Genomic DNA, 20,146 nt, shown 5'->3' with positions numbered 1-20,146 from the left:
TGATGTGTCGGTGCTCCCACCTGTCCGAGGTGAGCTCGGGTACGCGCTTACGCTGCGGCCGCCCGCATCACCGCGGCGGTCGTGGCGGCGAGTATCGAGGTGTCGATGCCGCCTGCCCAGCGCACGTCGCCGTGTGCACCGCGATACTCCACGAGGGTGAGCGCGCGACTGCCGTTGCCCGAGCCGACGCTCGTCTGGTGCAGTGAGAGCACCTCAACCGTGACCCCGTGTTCGGCGAGCGCGGCAGTGAGTGCCTCGACGGGGCCGAGGCCCGGGAGCACGCGCGGCTCGATGCGCATGGTCGCGTCGTCGACCGGCACCGGTGCGATGAACTCCCGTTCCAGTACGTTCCAGAGCTCGTGAGCGGTCGCCTCGATGCCGCTGCGGTCGGTGTGTACTTGTACCCTCCGCGCCAGCTCGATCTGGAATCGGCGGGGCAACTCGATGCCATAGGCCGACTCGAGCAGGTACGCGATGCCGCCCTTGCCCGACTGAGAGTTGACGCGGATCACCGCATCGTAGCCCCGCCCCAGGTCGGCAGGGTCGATGGGCAGGTAGGGCACGCGCCACTCGGCCTCGTGCTCGGGGACTCCAGAGGCTGCGGCCCGGGCGCGGTGTTCGGCGAAGCCCTTCTTGATGGCATCCTGGTGCGTACCACTGAAGGCCGTGTGCACGAGGTCGCCGACATAGGGGTGCCGGGGGTGTACCTCGATGCGGTTGCAGTACTCCACCGTGCGGCGTACCTCGTCGATGTCTGAGAAGTCGATCATCGGGTCGATGCCCTGCGCGTGCAGGTTGAGGGCGAGCGTCGCGATATCGACGTTGCCGGTGCGCTCGCCGTTGCCGAAGATGCACCCCTCGACGCGCTGCGCCCCCGCGAGCACCGCCAGTTCTGCGCACGCGATGCCGGTGCCGCGGTCATTGTGAGGGTGCACTGAGAGGATGACGCCGTCGCGCCGGGCGAGCGTGCGGTGCATGTACTCGATCTGGTCGGCGTACACGTTGGGGGTCGCGATCTCGACGGTGGCGGGAAGGTTCAGGATCACCGGGCGTTCGGGGCGCGCATCCCACAGTTCGGTGATCGCGTTGCAGATCTCGACCACGTAGTCGGGTTCGGTCAGGTTGAAGACCTCGGGGGAGAACTGGAAGCGCACGTTCGGGAGGTGGCCCGCCAGTTCCAGCAGGTCGCGACCGCCATCGAGAATCAGTTCGCGCAGCGCCGTGCGATCCCGACCCAGTACCGTGTCGCGCCAGGTGGGAGCGGTCGCCGTGTACATGTGGATCACGACGTCGTTCGTGATTCCCGCGATGGAGGCGACGGTGCGCTCGATGAGGTCGCGCCGCGCGGGGGTGAAGACCACAATCGTCACGTTGTCGGGTGCGATATCGGTCTCGGCGATCAGGCGCACGAAGTCGTAGTCCGTCTGCGAGGCCGACGGGTAGCCGACCTCGATCTCGCGGTACCCCATCCGCACCATGAGCTCGAAGAACCGGCGCTTGCGCTCCGGGTCCATGGGTTCGGCGAGTGCCTGGTTGCCGTCGCGCAGGTCGACGGGCACCCAGAGCGGTGCCTCGGTGAGGCGGGCGTCGGGCCAGGCGCGGGTTGCGCCCGGCGCGGGGTGCGGGATCGCCACACGTGCGAAGGCGTCGCGGTACCGATGCGAGGGCATCGTCGAGGGGGTCTGCCGGTTCCAGTGATTTCTGGCCGTCGGCTGCGCGGCGTCAGTGGGGCGAGTGATGAGAGACATGCGGGGCTCCGTTCGGTTCGATCGTGCGGGCCGGCACGAATGCCACCACGACGAGGAGCCGGCCGGGCTAGGTCTCGTCGTGGCGTCGAAGCAGGAGCAGCGTGGTGGGGCGCATGGCGACGAGCGTAGCACAACTCCTCAGACAAGTAGCGGAGTGGTAGGCTGAAGTGCATGTCAGCCCCGACCCCCTCCCACGTCGAGCGCCGCGCACCGCTGGCCGACCAGGCCGCCGACCTGCTCCTCGCGCGCATCCGCAGCGGTGAATGGGAACTGGGGCAGAAGCTCCCGGGGGAGACGACGCTCGCGCCCCAGCTTGGTGTCGGTCGCTCCACGGTCCGCGAGGCCATCCGCCAGCTCGCCGGTCGCGGCGTGCTCGCCACCCGGCAGGGCGCCGGCGTCTTCGTCACCGCCCTCGACGCCCGCGAAGACTGGGACGCCGTGCTGCTGCGCGCCGACATCGTCTCCGTCATCGAAGCTCGCAGCGGCATCGAGACCGAGGCCGCCGCGCTCGCCGCAGGGAGGCGCACCGCCGCTGAGGTGCGCGCCATCCGAGCCGCGCTCGCCGCTCGCGACGCGCAGCGCGCCGACCTCGAGGCTCATGTCGACGCCGACACTGCGCTGCACCGCGCGATCGTTGCCGCGTCGCACAATCCGATCCTGCTCGAACTCTTCGACGGCTTCACCCCGCGCACCCGTCGCGCCATGATCGAGATGCTCCGTATTCGCGGGGTGTTCGGCGGCGATGCGGATCACCGAGCACACACCGAGCTCGCCGAGGCGGTGGTGTCGCGCGATGCCGACGCCGCACGTTCGCTCAGTCGCGCCCACCTCGAGGCACTGAAGGAGGCCCTCGCATGACCCCGCCCCCCGCTCCCGACCTGGCGCCGCCGGTGCTCGAACTCCGCGACATCGTCTTCCGCCGCAATGGATCCGACATCCTGCACGGAGTCGATCTCACGGTGCGACGTGGAGAGCGTTGGGCGCTTCTCGGGCCCAACGGCGCGGGCAAGAGTACGATCCTCGGGTTCTGCGGCGCGCAGACGCATCCGACGTCGGGCAGCGTGGACATCCTCGGGCGCCGGTTGGGTCGGGTCGACCTCTCCGAGCTGCGTCGGCACATCGGGCACGTGAACCCGCGGCATCCGGTGCGGTCGGCGCTGACGGCGCGGGAGGTCGTGCTCACTGGTATTACGGGCACCATCGAGTTGCCGATGCGCTGGGCAGCGTCGACCGACGACATCGCCCGTGCCGATGCGGGGCTCGAGGCCGTGGGTCTCGCACACCGGCGCGATGCGATCTGGCCGGTCATGTCGCAGGGGGAGCGCGGTCGTGCGCTGATCGCTCGGGCCCTGATCGCGCAGCCCGAGCTGCTGCTGCTCGACGAACCGACCACGGGCCTCGATGTCGCTGCGCGCGAGCAGTTCCTCGAAACCGTCGACGGGCTCGCGGTGGATTCGCCCGAACTCACCACGATCCTGGTGACGCACCATCTCGAGGAGCTTCCCGAGACCACCACGCACGCGGTCGCGATCGCGGAGGGTGCAGTCGTCGCGGCTGGCCCGGTCGGCGACGTCGTCACCACCGAGATCATCTCCCGAGCGTTTGCCTACCCCATCGAGGTGACGCACGCCGACGGTCGCTGGGGTGCGCGTGCTGCACGCTCGGCCTAGATGATGTCGGGCGCGGTCGCCGTGCCGGCAGCTTCGACGGGCTGGCGCAGAATCGTGCGCAGCCGGGAGGGTGCGGTGCGCCTCGGATCCGACAGATAGATCTCGTGATGCGTTCCACGCGGGCGCAGGCCCTGCGCCGGCATGAACACGTCGTGCATTCGCGCGAGCACCGGCGCCTCATCGTCGTACGAGCCGACGTGCAGCGTCTGCACGCAGCGGCCCTCCGAGACCGTCTCGAACCGCACGTCCGCGAGTCGGGTCGGAGCCTCGGGTTTTGCCGCGACCCGCGTTCGGGCGGTCTCGACGAGGTCGGGATCGATCCAATCGGGCTGCACGATCAGCAGCGTCCATCGCCACTGGCTCTTGTCGCGAGCGGTCGTGAACGAGGCGTGGTCGTCGGCCCACCAGAGACCCTCGAGCGGCATCACGGTGTAATCGCGACCGAGTTCCCGTTTGCTCGCGAACTTCACCGTATAGGCGAGCGGGTAGAGCGCGGCGACGGCGGCCGCATACGCCGGGTCGACGTTCGGATCGCCGTGCCCGTCGATCATCAGGGCACGCTGGGGCGGCACCTCGAGCACCCGAAACTCGCCCACCTTCGCCCGATACGCATCGAGCTCGCGCTTCAGGTCGCGCTTCGGAATCGCGGGCAGATCGTCTGGCGTATGTGTATTGACCAAGTGCGCGTCGTTCTGGTGTGCTTCGGTCACGAGCGCACCGCGCCATCCGAGTCGACCAGTTCGAACGCCGCGCGATCCTGCACCACGCCGTTCACCTGCAATGCGACCCACGCCACGCCCGGATAATAGCGCCGCGTCGTGAGCGGGCGAAAGGACTGCGTCCCGCTGACGGTCACGGACTCCCCGGGGGCGAGCTCGCGCTGCACGAGCTTGAACACCTTGCGCCGCTCGCCGCCACGCGCATCCGGGAAGCCGAGCACGTAATCGACGATGACGTGAGCGACCGCATCGCCGACGTTCGTGAGCTCGCCCGCGAACCCGATCTCTCCGCCGAGCGGCACCTGCTCCGATGTCAGCACGAGCGGCGCGACCGAGATATTGACGGCACCGAACCCGAGAAATGTGAGCGCACCGACATCCCCGCGCTTCACGAGCGTGCGGAGGGCGTGGCGAGCGGTGCGCTCGACATGCGCGCCGCCGCTCGTGCGCCACCCGGTGACGGCCTCGACGACGTGCGCCGCGTGCGCGCGGCTGTGATCGTTGAGGTGGTTCGCGACGGATCGGCGCACCGACTCCTCGGGGTCGTCGTAGAGCGCGTCGAGGATCGCCCGGCTGCGCACCGGGTCGGCAACGAGGGCGGGGATGCGCTCGGCCCAGGGGAGCAGCGGGCGGCTGCCCTCGGAGGCGAGCCGGCGCACGTTCCAGTCGTCGTGCTGCGTCCACTCGAGCAGTTGCGGCAGCGCGCGGTCGAGGTCGTGCAGCAGCAGCGGGCGGATGGCGAACTCGGAGGTCATGCGCGGAGTGAGTTCGCGGAGCACCGCGAGCGCTTCGTCGAACGCGTGCACGTCATCTCGGGCGACGGCCGTGCGTGCGACGGCGAGGCCCGCGGGCCAGAGCATCCAGCCGGTGAACTCGTCATCGGCGAGCGCGTCCCGAGTGAGCGCCGCGATGCGCACCGGATCGCTGCCGAAGTCGATTTCGATGGCGCCCGCGAGCGCTCGTGCGCGTTCGCTGAGCCCGAGACCGGTGAGAGACTGAGCGGCGGCTGACATCTCCGGGGCTGCGGCTGAGGCCGCGATTGCTACGCCTCCGGAGCCGAGCTGACCTGCGTGCGCGGCGCCGAGGATCCGGGCGAGTGTCGTGGCCTGGCTCGTGCCGAGCAGGTCGTCGGTCATCGACATGGCGGGCTCCGTCTCGCGAGGTGTGGCGGGCCTGAGCGCGAGGCGTCACGGCGACCCGCAGGGTACGGCTGGAGTGTACGGTACCCGGTTCGCGTGCGGAAACCCGGTTGTCGCCCCCGCGCGCGCCGGATACCGTCGGCGGTACGGTGAACCGGTCGACCCGGCAGGGGCCGCCGCCGATCATCAGAAGGGACGCACCATGAGCACGCACGCAGCGCCAAGCGCCTCGGCATCGCCTCCGGCCTCGTCTGCGGCAGGCGCAGCGAGCGACCTCGGCGGGGCTCCGCCCGTCGAGGAGCGCGGGTTCATTCCGAAGCTCATTGCGCGTGCGCTCCGCCTGCGACTCGTGCGCGCGTTCCTGCGGTACAGCGAGCACCGGGGGTCGATGCTCGCCGACAGCATCACCTATCGCGCGCTGTTCAGCGTGTTCGCCGGCATTCTGCTGGGCTTCTCGATTGCCGCGCTCTGGCTAGGGTCGAACCCCGACGCAATGGCATCGCTGGTCGGCACCCTCGATCGCGTCATTCCCGGCATCGGCGGTCTCGTCGACACGACCGAGATCGCTCCCGTCGGGTTCACGATCGCCGGAATCATCTCGCTGCTCGGTCTCGTGGGGGCAGCGATCAGCGCGATCGGCAGCCTGCGCACGGCACTTCGCACGCTGGCCGACGAAATCCACGACGACGTCTTCGTGGTGTGGGTGATCCTGCGCAACCTGCTCGTCGCGGTCGTCTTCGGCGGTCTGCTCGCGGGCGCCGCGGTGCTGAGCGTCGTCGGGTCCGTCGGCATTTCGGCGGTGCTGTCGTGGATCGGGATCGGCGACGGACCCGTCGCAGAGACGGTGACGCGCATCTTCGGCGTGCTCATCGTCTTCGTCATCGACACGATCGCGATCGCGCTCGTGTTCCGGGTGCTCTCGGGCGTGCGCGCACCGGCGCGAGCGCTGTGGAGCGGAGCGGTCATCGGCGGCGTCGGCCTCGTCGTGCTGCAAGAGCTTTCGGGGCTCTTCGTGCGCGGCGCGACGTCGAACCCGCTGCTCGGTTCGTTCGCGGCGCTCATCGCACTGCTCCTCTGGATCAACCTGTCGGTGCAGGTGATCCTCATCGCCAGCAGTGTCATCATCACGGCTGCCGCCGAAGATCGCGATCGCGTGCGCGAAAAGTTCGGTGCCGAGACGCTCGCGCAGCACCGTCGCCGTCGCGCCGAGGAGCTCGTGCAGGCCGCGACCCGAGAACTGCGCGACGCCCAAGACGCGGAGCAGCAGGAGCTTGCGAAGGCGGCGCGCTCCGCCGCGGCCTCAGAAGCCGGAGCCGACGCAGTGGACGCTTCCGGAAAAGTTGACGCCGACCCGAACCGCGAGCCGGAGTCGCGCTAAGCCGCGTCGCCTCCGAGCTTCGCGATTACCGCGGCGACCCGGCGCTCACGGGTCTCGTCGCCCTTCGCCTCGGTCACCGAGCGCGCGTGCTCCTTACGGTGGGTGAACGCGAGCGCATCGAACGCACCGCGCAGACCGGCGCCCTCGAGCGCCGTCGCGAGATCCTCGGGTACCTCCACCTCGCGCTCCGCGGTGTCGAGCTCGATCGTCGCCGACACCGCGTCGCCGATCTCGACGCCGAGCTCCGCGCGCGAGGCCTTCGACAGGCCGATCAGGTTGCGCCCGCCCATGCGCCCGAGCCGCAACCTGGCGGTGCGATCCGCGATGGTGACGCGCACCGCAGCGCGACCTCCACCGCCCAGCGCCTCGACCTGGGCGTCCGTGAGTTCGATGGCCGTTGCCGGGCCCTGCGCTTCGAGCACGGTGTCGATCTGGAGTGTCATGGCGTCATGCTACTGCGGGCCGGTGAGGTGTGGGCGAGAAACTGCATCAGCGGGAAGGCCCGGAGCTCGTGGGTCGGGGACCTCGGGGATAGGGTGGATTCGCGGCCCGAATCGACGGGTCATCGCATCGATATCCCATCGCGGGCGACCCCCGCGGGAAGGCAGGCGCACATGACCGACCAGCAGCAGTCCACCTTCGAGACGGCCATTCGCGCCGCGGCGACGGCGGGGCACGAGCGCACGCTCGACGACCTGCAGCGCCTCGTGCGCATTCCGTCCGTCTCCTGGCCGGCGTTCGACCCGGCGCACGTCGCCGCGAGCGCCGAGGCCATCGCCGAACTGCTGCGCGAGGTCGGCGTCTTCGACGTCGTCGACGTCCGTCGCGCGCCGATCGAGGGCGGCACCGAGCTCGGTCATCCCGCCGTTGTGGCGCGGCGCGAGGCAAAGAATGGTCGCCCGACCGTGCTGCTGTACGCGCACCACGATGTGCAGCCCCCGGGCAAAGACGCCGATTGGGAGTCCCCGGCATTCGAACCGACCTTCCGCAACGGCCGTCTCTACGGTCGCGGTGCCGCCGACGACAAGGCCGGTGTGATGGCGCACATCGGCGCGATCCGGGCCCTCGCGGCTGCTGCGGAAGCCGAGGGTCGCGAGCTCGACCTCGGCATCGCCTTGTTCATCGAGGGCGAAGAAGAGTGGGCGTCGCAGTCATTCGGCAACTTCCTGCGCGAGAACCGCGAGCTGCTCGCAGCCGATGCTATCATCGTCGCCGACTCGAGCAACTGGGACGAGGTGACGCCCGCGCTCACCGTCGCGCTGCGCGGCGCCGTCGCGTTCAACGTGCGCATCGAGACCCTCGACCGCGCCTCGCACTCCGGCATGTTCGGCGGAGCCGTGCCCGACGCGATGCTCGCGGCGGTGCGTCTGCTCGACACGCTCTGGGACGCGGATGGCGCGGTCGCCGTCGAGGGGCTCGCTTCCTCGGAACTCGACGTGCCGGCGTACGACGAGGATCGCCTGCGCCTCGAAACCGGACTGCTCGAGGGCGTGAGCCCCATCGGTCGCGGGGAGATCCTCTCGCGCCTCTGGGCGCAGCCCGCGATCTCGATCACCGGCATCGACGTGCCCGACGTCGCCAACGCGTCGAACACGCTGATTCCGAGTGTGCGGGTGCGCATCAGCGCCCGCATCGCGCCGGGGCAGGATCCGAGCGCGGCATACGCCGCACTCACGCAGCACCTCGAGCAGCGCGCGCCGTTCGGTGCGAAGCTCACCTTCGAAGATCCGGGGCTCGGCCAAGCCTTCCAGGTCGACACCAGTGGCTGGGCCGTCGCCGACGTGCGCGGCGCGATGGCTGACGCCTGGGAGCGCGAGCCCGTCGATATTGGTGTCGGGGGCTCGATCCCGTTCATCGCCGAGCTCGTCGAGGAGTTCCCGGCCGCGCAGATCCTGGTGACTGGCGTCGAAGACCCCGACGGCCGTGCGCACAGCCCGAACGAGTCGCTGCACCTCGAGTCGTTCCGCAAGGCGCTGCTGACCGAGGCGCTGTTCCTCGCCCGGGTGAACGTGCACGACGCCTGACAGCCGGCGCAAACACACGAATCGGTGTCACATTCGGCGCGACGCGAAGGGGGATTCGCGCAGAATGTGACACCGATTCACGGTGTGGTGCCTGACAGCTGTGGTGCAGTGCGGTGCGGTGCAGCTCAGTGCTTGTGCGCGGGGCCTCCGGTTGCGTCATCGGCGTTCGTCGCCGTCGCAGGAGCCGGTGCCGTGGGAGCCGAGGCCTCGAGCGACGACGCTGCGGGCGTCGCCGGCACCGGAGCAGCTGCCGCAGCCTGCGCCTTGAGCAGATCGCGGATCTCGCCGAGCAGATCGACGTCGCTCGGGCCGGTCGGCGCCTCGGGCACCTTCGGGCGCAGCTTGTTCATCGGCAGCACGAACACGAAGTACACCACCGCGGCGACGATCACGAAGTTCAGGATCGCGCCGATCACCGCGCCGAACGCGATCTCACTCCCGCTGTCTCCAGGCAGGGGGAGTTTCAAAGCTCCATCAAGGCTGTCCGCCTTGAACACCGCACCGATGATCGGGTTGATGAGCGAATCGACAACCTTCTGCACGACCGCGTTGAATGCGGCGCCGATGACCACGGCGACCGCGAGCTCGATCACGTTGCCGCGCAGAATGAAGTCTCTGAATCCCTTGAACATGTGGGGTCCTTTCGTTCGTTGATGAGTGGCGACCTGAACCTGCAGGCTGCCGACGTGCGGCCTAGTAGCAGCTCACTCCATCGTTGGTGACCGCCTCGGCGAACGCCTCGCCGTCGCCCGAAGTTGCTCCCGCATCGATGCCATTCGTCGTGATCTCGAGGTAGCGCTCGTAGACCTCCTGATTCGGGCTGTCGATCGTCGCGAGCTTCTCGAGCGCGCTGATCCAACCGGGGCGAGCGTCCTCGGTCACGGGTGCTGACACGAAGTCGTTGAAGGCCGCGCAGAACTCGGGCGAACGTTCACCCGCTTCGATGCCGAGCTCGGAGTAGTACTCGTCAAGGCCGTCGGCGGCACCGTCTGACGCACCGTTCGACGCGCCTTCCGAGGCCGCGTTCGCCGAGATATCCGCGGCGGCACTGGCGGCCGCGTCCGACGCGACGTCGGCGGTGAATCCATCGCTGCCGTCGGTCGGCAGCGAGCTCGAATAATCTTCCAAATCGCTGAGCGCGGAGTTCGTCGAGTTGACGGCAGCGCCGATGAAGAACACCCAGAAGATGATCCCGGCGATGGCGATGAGCGTGGCGATGCCGCCCGTGATGATGCCGGTGATCGACATGCCCTTGGACTGCGCCTTCTTGATGGCGAGAATGCCGAGAACCACGGCGGTGATGCCGCCGAGAATGCCGATGGCGTTTCCGATGAAGGGGACGAAGCAGAACAGCAGGCTCACGATGCCGACGATGAGCGCGGAGATCGCGAGCCCCATCTTCTTCGGTGCCGGGTACCCGCCTGCGGCGTAGGCAGGCTGCGGGTACTGCAGGTTCGGCGGCACGGGCGGCGCGCCCGCGGCGGGCGGCACTGCACCGTAGGTCTGCTGAGGCTGAGGCTCGCCGACGGGCGGCACCGGTGCGCCGGCGGCGGGCTGGCCGTACGTCGGAGGCTGCGGAGGAACGACGCCCTGCGCCGCGGCCGGAGCCGGGGGAGCGGCGGGCTCAAACGCGGGTGAAGCCGACGGTGGCACCGGTGCGCCCGGCACGAAGTCGGTCGGCAGCTTCGACGTGGGCTGCGGCTCCGAAATGTTCGGAGGCAGCAGCGGCGTCGTCGGCTGCGCGTCGTTGGCGTCGTTCGGCCGCGATGCGTTCGAGTCGCTCGGCAGATTGGGATCGGACATGAGCGTGTCGCTCCTTCTGAATTGATCGGCTTCCCCTGGGCCGATCCACCGCGTCAACAGACGTGCGGGACCCCGGTTCGCGCAGCTGTTTCCCCGCTGCACGGAGATTATTCTAGACGCAGTCCTGCCTGAACAGTGGTGATCCTGTGGATGAACCCAGTGGGAGGCATCGGTGCTCGAGCACGCCGCTTTCGCGAATGTACTGAGCGAAAATCCGGCACTCCGGGGTGCCGCACGACTCCATGGCCTAGCGTGGAGCACATGGAGTTCCTCGGAGCATTGCCCACGGTCGATCTCACCTACTCGGATGTCTTCCTGGTGCCTCGGCACTCGGACGTGCGCAGCCGACTCGACGTCTCGCTCGCACCGGGGGATGGCACGCCGGCCACGATTCCGCTGGTCGCAGCGAACATGAACTCGGTCACGGGTCCGCGCCTCGCGGCAGTGCTTGCGCGTCGCGGTGGTCTGGCCGTACTGCCGCAAGACCTGTCGCTGCAGCAGACCACCCGGGCGATCGCGCGGGTGAAGGCAGCGCCGGTGTCCGTCGATGCGCCAATCGTGCTCGCTCCCGACGCGACGGCCGCCGACGCACTGAGATGGATCCCGCGCGCCGAGGGGCAGTCGGTCGTCGTGGCCGATGCGCCCGGAGACGCCGAGGGCACATTCGGTGGAGCGATCCCGATCAGCAGCGTGCGGGGCACCCTGAGCGCGAGCCGACTCGCCTCGGTGCCCGCCGATGCGCGTCTCGGTGATCTGCTGCACGCGCAGACCGTCACCCTCGACGAATCGGAACTGGGCGACGCCCGGGCAGCTTTCGACGCAGTGGACGCCGCGCTGGCTGCAAATCCCGGTGGCGCTGCCGACCTCGTGTGCGTGGTGCGCAACGGTGTGCTGCTCGGCACGCTCTCGCGTCGTTCGGCCCTGCGGGCGTCGATCTACGGCCCAGCACTCGACCGCGACGGCCGTCTCGCGGTCGCGGCGGCGGTGGGCATCAACGGCGACGTTGCCGCGAAAGCCCGAGCGCTCGCCGATGCCGGCGCCGATGTGCTCGTCGTCGACACGGCGCACGGGCACCAGAGTGGAATGCTGCGCGCGCTGGATGCGATCGCCGCGCTCGACCTGGGCCTCCCGATCGTCGCGGGCAACATCGTGACCGCCGAAGGCGTGCACGATCTCGTGAACGCGGGCGCAACGATTCTGAAGGTCGGCGTCGGTCCGGGCGCCATGTGCACGACGCGCATGATGACCGCAGTCGGGCGACCCCAGTTCTCGGCGGTGCTCGAATCCGCTCAGGCGGCCCGAGAGCTCGGCGCGCACGTGTGGGCCGACGGAGGGGTGCGGTACCCGCGTGACGTCGCCCTTGCCCTGGCCGCCGGAGCCGCGTCGATCATGATCGGATCGTGGTTCGCCGGCACCGCGGAATCACCCGGTGAGCTGCACGCCGATGCCGACGGCCGCCAGTACAAGGAGTCGTGGGGCATGGCGTCGACGAAGGCAGTGCAGGGGCGCTTTGGCGGTCTCGACGCCTACGAGCTCGCGCGCAAGGAGCTCTTCGCCGAGGGCATCTCGTCGTCGAAGATCTATCTGGACCCGCAGCGTCCGAGCGTCGAAGATCTCGTCGACATGATCACCTCGGGAGTGCGCTCCTCGTTCACCTACGCGGGTGCGGGCAGCGTCGCCGAGTTCCACGTTCGCGCCCGAGTCGGGCTGCAGTCGGCCGCCGGCTATGAGGAGGGGAAGGCCCTGCCCGTCTCCTGGTGACGGTGCGACCCATAGACTGGTGTTTCTACGACCGTAAGGAGCATCGGTGAAGTACATCTCGACCCGCGGCGGCATGGAGCCGGCACCGTACAGCGCGATCTTGCTCGAGGGGCTCGCGACAGATGGCGGTCTCGTCGTTCCGGAGACGCTGCCGCAGGTGACCGCGGCCGAGATCGAGTCATGGCGCTCGTTGAGCTACCCCGAACTCGCCGCTGAGATTTTGAGCCGGTTCGCCACCGATATTCCTCGAGCAGATCTCGATGAGATGATGCGCGCGGCCTACAGCGCTGAAAAGTTCGTCTCCGAGCAGATCGTTCCGCTCACGAAGCTCGATGAAGAGATCACCCTGGTCGGCCTCTCCGAAGGGCCGACGCTGGCGTTCAAAGACATGGCGATGCAGTTCCTCGGTCAGTCACTCGAGTACGTGCTCGCGCGCAGCGATCGCGCGCTCAACATCATCGGCGCGACCTCGGGAGACACCGGCTCGGCAGCCGAGTACGCCCTCCGCGGCAAAGACGGCATCGCGGTGTTCATGCTCTCCCCGCAGGGTCGCATGAGCGACTTCCAGCGTGCGCAGATGTACTCGCTCGACGATGCGAACATCCACAACATCGCGGTCGAGGGCGTCTTCGACGACTGCCAGAATCTCGTCAAGGCGCTCTCGGGTGATCTCGACTTCAAGCGCACGCACGAGCTCGGCACGGTCAACTCCATCAACCTGGGCCGCATCAGCGCGCAGCTCGTCTACTACTTCTGGGCGTGGCTGCGCGCGAGTGACTCGGTTGCCACGGCCGATCGCGCGTCGTTCGAGGTCTCGGTCACGGTGCCGTCGGGCAACTTCGGCAACATCCTGTCGGGGCACCTGGCCAAGTCGATGGGCCTGCCCCTGCGCCGGCTCGTCCTCGCCGCCAACGAGAACAATGTGCTCGACGAGTTCTTCCGTTCGGGGGTCTACGCACCGCGCAGCGCAGCCGACACGCATGCGACGTCGAGCCCGTCCATGGACATCTCGAAAGCATCGAATCTCGAGCGCTTCATCTTCGATCTGCTCGGACGCGACGCCGAGCGCTTGGCAGCGGCCTGGCGTGAACTCGACGAGACGGGTCGCATCGATCTCACCGCCGAACTACCGCGCTTCGAAGCCGAGTTCGGGCTGCAGAGCGGTACGAGCACGCATGCGGATCGCGTCGACACCATTCGATCGGTCTTCGCGGGCAGCGGCATCTTGATCGACCCGCATACGGCCGACGGCGTCAAGGTCGCGCGCGAGCATCTCGAACCCGGAGTGCCCATGCTGGTGCTCGAAACGGCGAAACCCGAAAAGTTCCCCGACATCGTCTTCGAGGCGACCGGGCAGCGTCTCGGCATGCCGGAGCACCTTGCAGGGCTGCTCGAGCTGCCGCAGCGCGTCACGGAGATGGCTGACGATGCTGCGGAGCTTCGTGCCTTCATCGCGGCGCGCGCCGTGCAGCGCTAAGCGCAAGACCCGCCGGGTCGGCGGGTGCAAGACAACTCGATCGACGAAGGGGAGTGCACATGTTCGGCTGGGGTGCGAAACGCGAGATCGAGGATCGACTGACGCGTTTGGAGTACGGTGAGGCCGCCGAGCGGCCCGCGCCGCGCTCCGTGAAACACGCATGGAGCGATGGCTTCGGCCTGATGGCGACGCGATCGCTGCAGATCATCATCGTGCTGCTGCTCACTGCCGCCGTGATCTGGGGGATGCGCTCGCTCACCACGGTGGTCATCCCCATCCTGCTCGCGCTGATCTTCGCGAGCACGTTCTCGCCGGTCACCGCGTGGTTGCGCCGACGTCGCGTTCCCGGGGCTCTTGCGGCCGCCATCGTGCTGCTCGGAATCGTCGTGATGCTGACGGGCATCGGCTGGCTCATCGTCTGGGCGGTGCGCGACCAGTGGGATGATCTGTCGTCGCAGGCGCAAGACGGCTTCGCTCAGGTCGTCGACTGGTCGAAGACGCTTCCGTTCCTTCCCGATCAATCCCAGCTGCACGAGTGGGGCGACCAGATCACCGACTTCCTGACGAGTGCGCAGTTCGGCTCGGGGGCGCTCGCGGGTGTGGGGGCCGTGACCAGCTTCATCACCGGTCTCGTGCTGATGGTCGTCGTGCTCTTCTTCTTCCTCAAGGACGGCCCCAGTATCTGGCGCTTCCTCCTGCGACCCTTCCAAGGGGAGGGCTTGCGCCGCGCGGAGCGCGCCGGGGCGAAGACGGTCGAGACCCTGGGCTCTTACGTGCGCGGCACGGCTGCGGTAGCCGCTGTCGATGCGCTCGGCATCGGGCTCGGCCTGGTGATCCTGCAGGTGCCGCTCGCGCTGCCGCTCGCCGTACTCGTCTTTGTACTCGCTTTCATTCCGATCGTCGGAGCGACCGTCGCGGGCATCCTCGCAGCCCTGGTCGCACTCGTGGCGAATGGCCCGGTGAATGCGATCATCGTCGTCGGCGTCGTGATCCTGGTGAACCAGCTCGAGGGCAACTTCCTCCAGCCGGTGCTGATGGGTCGCGCGCTCAAGCTGCACTCCCTGGTGATTCTGCTGGCGTTGACCATCGGCACGGTACTCAGCGGAATTCTCGGCGCGATCCTCGCAGTGCCCATCGCCGCAGTCGCGTGGGGAGTCGTCAAGGTGTGGGATGGTCCGGACACGCCGGCGAAGTGGGCACGCCCGCATCGCACCGCTGATTTCTGACCCGCATGATTCCGGGGAGCGCGCGCGACGCGTTCCCCGGAATCATGCGGGACACTCCCGGGCGGCGGGCCCCGATTTGGCTCAGCGGCCCGGCGTGTGTTTATATATATGAGTTGCCAGCGCGGCGGGGAAGCCCGAAGAGCTGGGAATCACGTTCGGCCCCATCGTATAGCGGCCTAGTACGCTGCCCTCTCACGGCGGTAACGCGGGTTCGAATCCCGCTGGGGTCACCGAACGCAGAAGCCTCACCTTCGGGTGGGGCTTCTGCTGTTTTCGGGCTCTCATTGGTGTGCGGCGCAGTCGAATTGTGTGCGAATCTCAGCAGTATGCTGGAGGAGTTCGCACGCAACGAAGGAGCGCCACGTGACCCGTACCATCAAGCTCGCAGTCATTCCGGGTGACGGGATCGGCCCTGAGGTTATCGCCGAGGCGAATCGGGTGCTCGATGCGGTGCTCGACGGCGGCGATGTGGTGCTCGATCGCACGGAGTTCAAACTCGGCGCCGACCGCTTTCTCGAGACGGGCGACACGCTGCCCGAGGCCGAGCAGGCGGCGATCGCCGAGCACGATGCGATTCTGTTCGGTGCCGTCGGGGGAGTACCGGGTGACCCTCGCCTGCGCGACGCGAATATCGAGCGCGGGCTGCTGCTGAAGCTGCGCTTCGACTTCGAGCACTACGCCAACGTGCGGCCCTGCACGCTGTTCCCCGGTGTCGAGTCCACACTTGCGGCACCGGGCGACGTTGATTTCGTCGTGGTGCGCGAGGGCACTGAGGGGCCGTACGCCGGCAATGGCGGGCGTCTGCGCCCGGGCACCCATGCTGAGGTCGCGACCGAAGTCTCGGTCAACACTGCGTTCGGCATCGAGCGCGTCGTGCGCTACGCATTCGAAACGGCTCTGACGCGCCCGCGCAAGAAGCTCACCTGGGTGCACAAGACCAATGTGCTCGTGCACGCCGGTGCCACCTGGCAGCGCATCGTGCAGTCGGTCGCCGCCGAGTACCCCGACATCGCGGTCGATTACATGCACGTCGACGCGGCCACCATCTTCATGGTGCAAGACCCGTCGCGTTTCGACGTCATCGTCACTGATAACCTGTTCGGAGATATCCTCACGGACCTGGCCGGCGCTATCGGCGGCGGCATCGGGCTCGCGGCCTCCGGCAACATCAATCCCGACGGCACGTACCCGAGTATGTTCGAGCCGGTGCATGGCTCTGCGCCCGACATCGCGGGGCAGCAGCAGGCAGACCCGACCGCGGCGATCCTCTCCGCGGGTCTCATGCTCGATCATCTGGGGCTCGTCACCGATGGCGATCGCATCCGCGACGCCGTCCGTGCCGACCTCGCCTCTCGAGGTGCCGGTGCACGCCGCACCTCCGAGATCGGCGACGCCGTGATCGCACAGCTTCCGCAGCGCGGGGCCTGACCCCGCTTCCACTCACGCGAGAAAGAATTTCGATGACCGACCTGCAGTTCACCCGTACCGAAGCTGACCGCCTCTCAGACGCCGAGCGCGAGGCGCTGCTCGCCGATCCCGGCTTCGGCAATCACTTCACCGATCACATGATCTCGATCACGTGGACGAAAGAGGCCGGTTGGCATGATGCCGAGGTGCTGCCCTACGGGCCGATCCCGATGGATCCGGCATCTTCGGTGCTCCACTACGGCCAAGAGATCTTCGAAGGCCTCAAGGCGTACCGCCGCCCCGACGGCTCGGTCGTCACCTTCCGGCCCGAGGCGAACGCGCGCCGGCTGAACGAGTCGGCCCGTCGTCTCGCGCTGCCCGAGATCCCCGAAGAACTGTTCGTTGCGGCGATTCGTGAACTGGTGAGCATCGACGCGGCCTGGGTGCCGAGTGGGGCCGACCAGAGCCTCTACCTGCGCCCGTTCGTGATCGCCGACGAGAGCTTTCTCGGCGTGCGCGCGGCCGAGCGCGCGCGTTTCCTGATCATCGCGAGCCCGGCCGGCCCGTACTTCACCGGGGGCGTGAAGCCGGTCTCGATCTGGCTGTCGGAAGATTTCGCACGCGCGGGTCGCGGCGGTACCGGTGCGGCGAAGTGCGGCGGCAACTACGCGGCCTCCCTGCTGCCGCAGCAGGTCGCGGCTGAGAACGGCTGCCAGCAGGTGCTCTTCACCGATTCGGCGACGGAAGACACCATCGACGAGCTCGGCGGCATGAACCTCTTCCTCGTCCGTTCCGACGGCACACTGGTGACGCCGCAGCTGAACGGCAACATTCTCGATGGCATCACGCGTCGCAGCCTCATCCAGCTCGCCGAAGACCGCGGCCACGCGGTCGAGCAGCGGGAAGTGACGGTGTCGGAGTGGCGCGAGGGCGTCGCGCAGGGCACCATCACCGAGGCGTTCGCCTGCGGCACTGCGGCTGTGATCACCCCGATTCGCCAGCTCAAGGGTGCCGGGTTCGCCATCGACTTCGGCGATGCGGCTCCCGGTGCACTGACGATGTCGCTGCGCGAAGAACTGACCGGGATTCAGTTCGGTACGGTGGAAGATCGCCACGGGTGGCTCAACGTGATCGTCGGTGCAGCGGAGCTCGCACGATGAAGGTCGCACGTTTTCAGATCGACGGCGAGATCGCGTTCGGTGTGCTCGATCACGCCGAACACGGCAGCGGCGTCGAGCTCGTCGAGCTCAGTGGCGACCCGATGGTGGCGGGCTACGACACCACCGGGCGTCGCTTCAAGCTGGAAGACGCTCAGTTGCTCGCACCGGTCATTCCTCGCTCCAAGATCGTCTGCGTCGGCAAGAATTACGCTGACCACGTCGCCGAGATGCAGGGGGTGACCGGCATCGACGGCGGGGCGCCCGAGGAGCCGCTACTCTTCTTGAAGCCGAACACGTCGATCATCGGGCCCGACGATGCGATCGTGCGTCCATCGATCTCGAACCGCGTCGAGCACGAGGGCGAACTCGCTCTCGTCATCGGCGCTGTTGCGAAAGACGTCTCAGAAGACGATGCACTGAAGTACGTGTTCGGCTTCACGTGCGCGAATGATGTCACGGCGCGCGACCTGCAGATCAAGGACGGGCAGTGGGCGCGGGGCAAGGGCTTCGATACGTTCTGCCCGCTCGGGCCGATCATCGAGACCGATCCCGATCTCGCCGACGCCCGCGTGGTCACGCGAGTCAACGGAGAGGTGCGGCAGGACGGCCGCACGTCGCAGCTCATTCACTCGCTCGCGCGCATCGTGTCGTACGCGTCGCAGGCCTTCACACTGCTGCCCGGTGATGTCATTCTCACGGGCACCCCGGCGGGCGTCGGGCTGCTCGAAGCCGGAGACACCGTCGAGGTCGAGATCGAAGGCATCGGCATTCTGAGAAACCGGGTCGTATGAGCCCTGCCCCCGTGCCCGAGGACGAGCACCCGGAAGGAGTAGCCCAGGCCGACTCCGGGACCAGCCGCCGTGCATTCTTGCGCCGGGGCGGCATCCTCGCCGCGGGGGCAGCGCTCGGCGCGGGCGGCGCCGCGACTGCGTGGGGCGTCGCGAGCGAACGCGCAGCTGACACGCATGGTGCGACGTATGTGCCCGAGCGATTCGCGGTGCCGAAGCCGCGCACGAACCCGGGCTTTGATCATCTGGTCGTGCTCATGGGAGAGAACCGCTCCTTCGACAACCTGCTCGGGTACCTGTACACCCCTGAGTCACCTCCGGCCTCGGGGAAATTCGCCGGACTCGCGTTCGGCGACTACCGCAATGCGGCGGCCGACGGTACCGAGGTGCCGGCGCACCGCTATACCGGCCCCACCGACCGCATCATGGGGCAGCCCGACCCTGACCCGGGCGAGGAGTACCCCCACGTCAATACGCAGTTGTTCGGGCGGATCGACCCGCAGAACCGAGGGCGTGACGTTGCCGACATGACGGCGCCGTACAACGCGCCCAGCGACGCCGCGCACCCGCGCATGGACGGTTTCGTGCTCGACTACGAGGCCGATTTCGTCGGCCGCTCGGGGCGTAAGCCGACCGCCACCGAGCGCGATCAGATCATGGGATCCTTCGACCCCGAGATGCTGCCGGTGGTGTCGACACTGGCGCGAGAGTTTGGCGTCTTCGATCACTGGCACTGCGCGGTTCCGAGCCAGACGTTCTGCAACCGCAGTTTCTTTCACGCTTCGACCTCTCACGGCTTCGTGACGAACGCGCTCGGCGGCTTCGACAAGTGGCTGAATGCCGCACCGACCCCGACCATCCTGAATCGTCTTGAGGACGCCGGTCTGACCTGGCGCATCTATTTCGATGAGATGCAGCTCATCTCGTTCACGGGCCTGCTGCACGCTCCGGTGCTCGAGAAGTTCTGGAAGACGGAGCACTTCGCGACGATGCGGCAATTCCATGACGACGTGGCGGCGGGCACGCTGCCGGCCTACGCGTTCATCGAGCCGCGCATGATCTTCAACCACAACGACTTCCACCCGCCGGTCGGCACGTTCGCCGAGAGCACCGTCGATGGCGAAGCGGTGGTCGACGGCGCGGTTTCCGACGTCCGTGCGGGCGATGCACTGGTGCACGAGGTGTACTCGGCGTTGCGGGACGCGATGTCCGAGACCGGCTCGAACTACCTGAACACGGCGCTGCTCATCACCTTCGACGAGCACGGAGGGACTTACGACCACGTGCCGCCGCCAGCCGCGACCCCGCCCGACGACTCGGGTGCCGGGGAAATGGGGTTCACGTTCGATCGCCTGGGCTGCCGCGTCCCCGCGATACTCGTCTCAGCGCACGTCGAGCGGGGGTCCGTGTTTTCGGGAGCGATGCACCACGGGTCCGTGGTTGCGTCACTCTGCGAACGGTTCGGCTTGGAGCCGCTCACACGGCGAGATGCCGATGCGCCGACGCTCGACGCGGCGTTCAACCGGCGAGTGCCGCGCAATATCGCCGACTGGCCGCAGACCTCGGCGGCGTACGTTCCTCCGAGCGGGGAAGCGGGTCCGCATCCGGCCGACGCGCACCCGACGCGGCCGCTCAGCCCGCCGGCGAAGGGCCTCATCGGGCTGTTGCTCTCGCGATACGGCACCCCCGAGGAACGCGCGAATCCGCCCCAGAACTTCGGCGACGCCTATCGCGTGCTCACGCGCCACGGAGCTGGGCTCTTCGGCACCGGGTAGCGGTCGAGCGCGATCGACGCCCGCCGGCGTGGACGCTTCGTGACGCGCCGTGATCCCGGAGCGGATGGCCT

At 68.1% G+C, this 20,146-nt stretch carries 17 protein-coding genes and 1 tRNA gene; 12 read left to right on the top strand and 6 right to left on the bottom strand.

Annotated elements, in window-relative coordinates:
• Positions 1-47 precede the first annotated feature (47 nt).
• Positions 48-1,748 carry a 2-isopropylmalate synthase gene (locus AMS67_RS04705; protein ID WP_370726584.1) on the bottom strand — a complete coding sequence of 567 codons (1,701 nt, stop codon included), beginning with the start codon at positions 1,746-1,748 and terminating at the stop codon, positions 48-50.
• 171 nt (positions 1,749-1,919) lie between these two features.
• Between AMS67_RS04705 and AMS67_RS04700 the strand changes: the two genes are divergently transcribed.
• Both AMS67_RS04700 and AMS67_RS04695 read left to right on the top strand, forming a co-directional pair.
• Positions 1,920-2,606 carry a FadR/GntR family transcriptional regulator gene (locus AMS67_RS04700; RefSeq protein ID WP_053386338.1) on the top strand — a complete coding sequence of 229 codons (687 nt, stop codon included), beginning with the start codon at positions 1,920-1,922 and terminating at the stop codon, positions 2,604-2,606.
• Positions 2,603-3,418, top strand: a complete 816-nt coding sequence (locus tag AMS67_RS04695) for an ABC transporter ATP-binding protein (RefSeq protein ID WP_053386337.1) — start codon at positions 2,603-2,605, stop codon at positions 3,416-3,418. Before AMS67_RS04700 ends, AMS67_RS04695 begins: the two co-directional genes overlap by 4 nt.
• Here the strand turns inward: AMS67_RS04695 and AMS67_RS04690 are convergent.
• Positions 3,415-4,062: a GyrI-like domain-containing protein gene (locus tag AMS67_RS04690; protein ID WP_082305351.1), complete on the bottom strand. Its 648-nt coding sequence runs from the start codon at positions 4,060-4,062 to the stop codon at positions 3,415-3,417. The genes AMS67_RS04695 and AMS67_RS04690 overlap by 4 nt on opposite strands.
• 62 nt (positions 4,063-4,124) lie before the next feature.
• The gene (locus AMS67_RS04685) at positions 4,125-5,279 is read right to left on the bottom strand and encodes a DNA alkylation repair protein (protein ID WP_053386336.1); all 1,155 of its coding nucleotides are present in this window, start codon (positions 5,277-5,279) and stop codon (positions 4,125-4,127) included.
• A gap of 199 nt (positions 5,280-5,478) precedes the next feature.
• On the opposite strand from AMS67_RS04685, the gene AMS67_RS04680 reads away from it, so the two are divergent.
• Positions 5,479-6,654: a YihY/virulence factor BrkB family protein gene (locus AMS67_RS04680; RefSeq protein ID WP_082305350.1), complete on the top strand. Its 1,176-nt coding sequence runs from the start codon at positions 5,479-5,481 to the stop codon at positions 6,652-6,654.
• Here AMS67_RS04680 and AMS67_RS04675 read toward each other — a convergent pair.
• Complete coding sequence (locus tag AMS67_RS04675) at positions 6,651-7,097, bottom strand: YdeI/OmpD-associated family protein (RefSeq protein WP_053386335.1); 447 nt, start codon at positions 7,095-7,097, stop codon at positions 6,651-6,653. The two genes, AMS67_RS04680 and AMS67_RS04675, sit on opposite strands and share 4 nt — an antisense overlap.
• A gap of 171 nt (positions 7,098-7,268) precedes the next feature.
• Here AMS67_RS04675 and AMS67_RS04670 point away from each other — a divergent pair, with 171 nt between their 5' ends.
• Positions 7,269-8,678 carry a dipeptidase gene (locus tag AMS67_RS04670; protein ID WP_053386334.1) on the top strand — a complete coding sequence of 470 codons (1,410 nt, stop codon included), beginning with the start codon at positions 7,269-7,271 and terminating at the stop codon, positions 8,676-8,678.
• A 125-nt stretch (positions 8,679-8,803) separates the two neighbouring features.
• Here the strand turns inward: AMS67_RS04670 and mscL are convergent, their stop codons facing one another.
• A complete protein-coding gene (gene mscL / locus AMS67_RS04665) occupies positions 8,804-9,310 on the bottom strand; it encodes a large conductance mechanosensitive channel protein MscL (RefSeq protein ID WP_053386333.1) in 507 nt (168 codons plus the stop codon).
• A 61-nt stretch (positions 9,311-9,371) separates the two neighbouring features.
• Entirely contained in the window at positions 9,372-10,481 is a 1,110-nt protein-coding gene (locus AMS67_RS04660) for a DUF4190 domain-containing protein (protein WP_053386332.1), read from the bottom strand.
• Positions 10,482-10,742: 261 nt separating this feature from the next.
• Here AMS67_RS04660 and guaB1 point away from each other — a divergent pair, with 261 nt between their 5' ends.
• The 8 genes from guaB1 to AMS67_RS04620 all read left to right on the top strand — a co-directional run bounded on the left by guaB1 (position 10,743) and on the right by AMS67_RS04620 (position 20,075).
• The gene (gene guaB1 / locus AMS67_RS04655) at positions 10,743-12,242 is read left to right on the top strand and encodes a GMP reductase (protein ID WP_053386331.1); all 1,500 of its coding nucleotides are present in this window, start codon (positions 10,743-10,745) and stop codon (positions 12,240-12,242) included.
• A gap of 46 nt (positions 12,243-12,288) precedes the next feature.
• Complete coding sequence (gene thrC, locus AMS67_RS04650) at positions 12,289-13,719, top strand: threonine synthase (RefSeq protein WP_053386330.1); 1,431 nt, start codon at positions 12,289-12,291, stop codon at positions 13,717-13,719.
• A 59-nt stretch (positions 13,720-13,778) separates the two neighbouring features.
• On the top strand, positions 13,779-14,945 hold the full coding sequence (locus AMS67_RS04645) for an AI-2E family transporter (protein WP_053386329.1): 1,167 nt from the start codon (positions 13,779-13,781) through the stop codon (positions 14,943-14,945).
• A 157-nt stretch (positions 14,946-15,102) separates the two neighbouring features.
• Positions 15,103-15,175 (top strand) — tRNA-Glu (locus AMS67_RS04640).
• Between the two features lie 133 nt (positions 15,176-15,308).
• The gene (locus tag AMS67_RS04635) at positions 15,309-16,373 is read left to right on the top strand and encodes a 3-isopropylmalate dehydrogenase (protein WP_053386328.1); all 1,065 of its coding nucleotides are present in this window, start codon (positions 15,309-15,311) and stop codon (positions 16,371-16,373) included.
• Between the two features lie 32 nt (positions 16,374-16,405).
• Entirely contained in the window at positions 16,406-17,512 is a 1,107-nt protein-coding gene (locus tag AMS67_RS04630) for a branched-chain amino acid aminotransferase (RefSeq protein ID WP_053386327.1), read from the top strand.
• Complete coding sequence (locus tag AMS67_RS04625; RefSeq protein WP_053386326.1) at positions 17,509-18,303, top strand: fumarylacetoacetate hydrolase family protein; 795 nt, start codon at positions 17,509-17,511, stop codon at positions 18,301-18,303. The genes AMS67_RS04630 and AMS67_RS04625 overlap by 4 nt, the downstream gene beginning before the upstream one ends.
• Positions 18,300-20,075: an alkaline phosphatase family protein gene (locus AMS67_RS04620; protein WP_053386325.1), complete on the top strand. Its 1,776-nt coding sequence runs from the start codon at positions 18,300-18,302 to the stop codon at positions 20,073-20,075. The genes AMS67_RS04625 and AMS67_RS04620 overlap by 4 nt, the downstream gene beginning before the upstream one ends.
• The last annotated feature ends 71 nt before the right edge of the window (positions 20,076-20,146 follow it).

This window comes from Leucobacter japonicus (assembly GCF_001273855.1).
Lineage (GTDB): Bacteria > Actinomycetota > Actinomycetes > Actinomycetales > Microbacteriaceae > Leucobacter > Leucobacter japonicus.
Note: the sequence above shows the minus strand (reverse complement) of the source record. Positions and strands in the feature narration are given on the sequence as shown.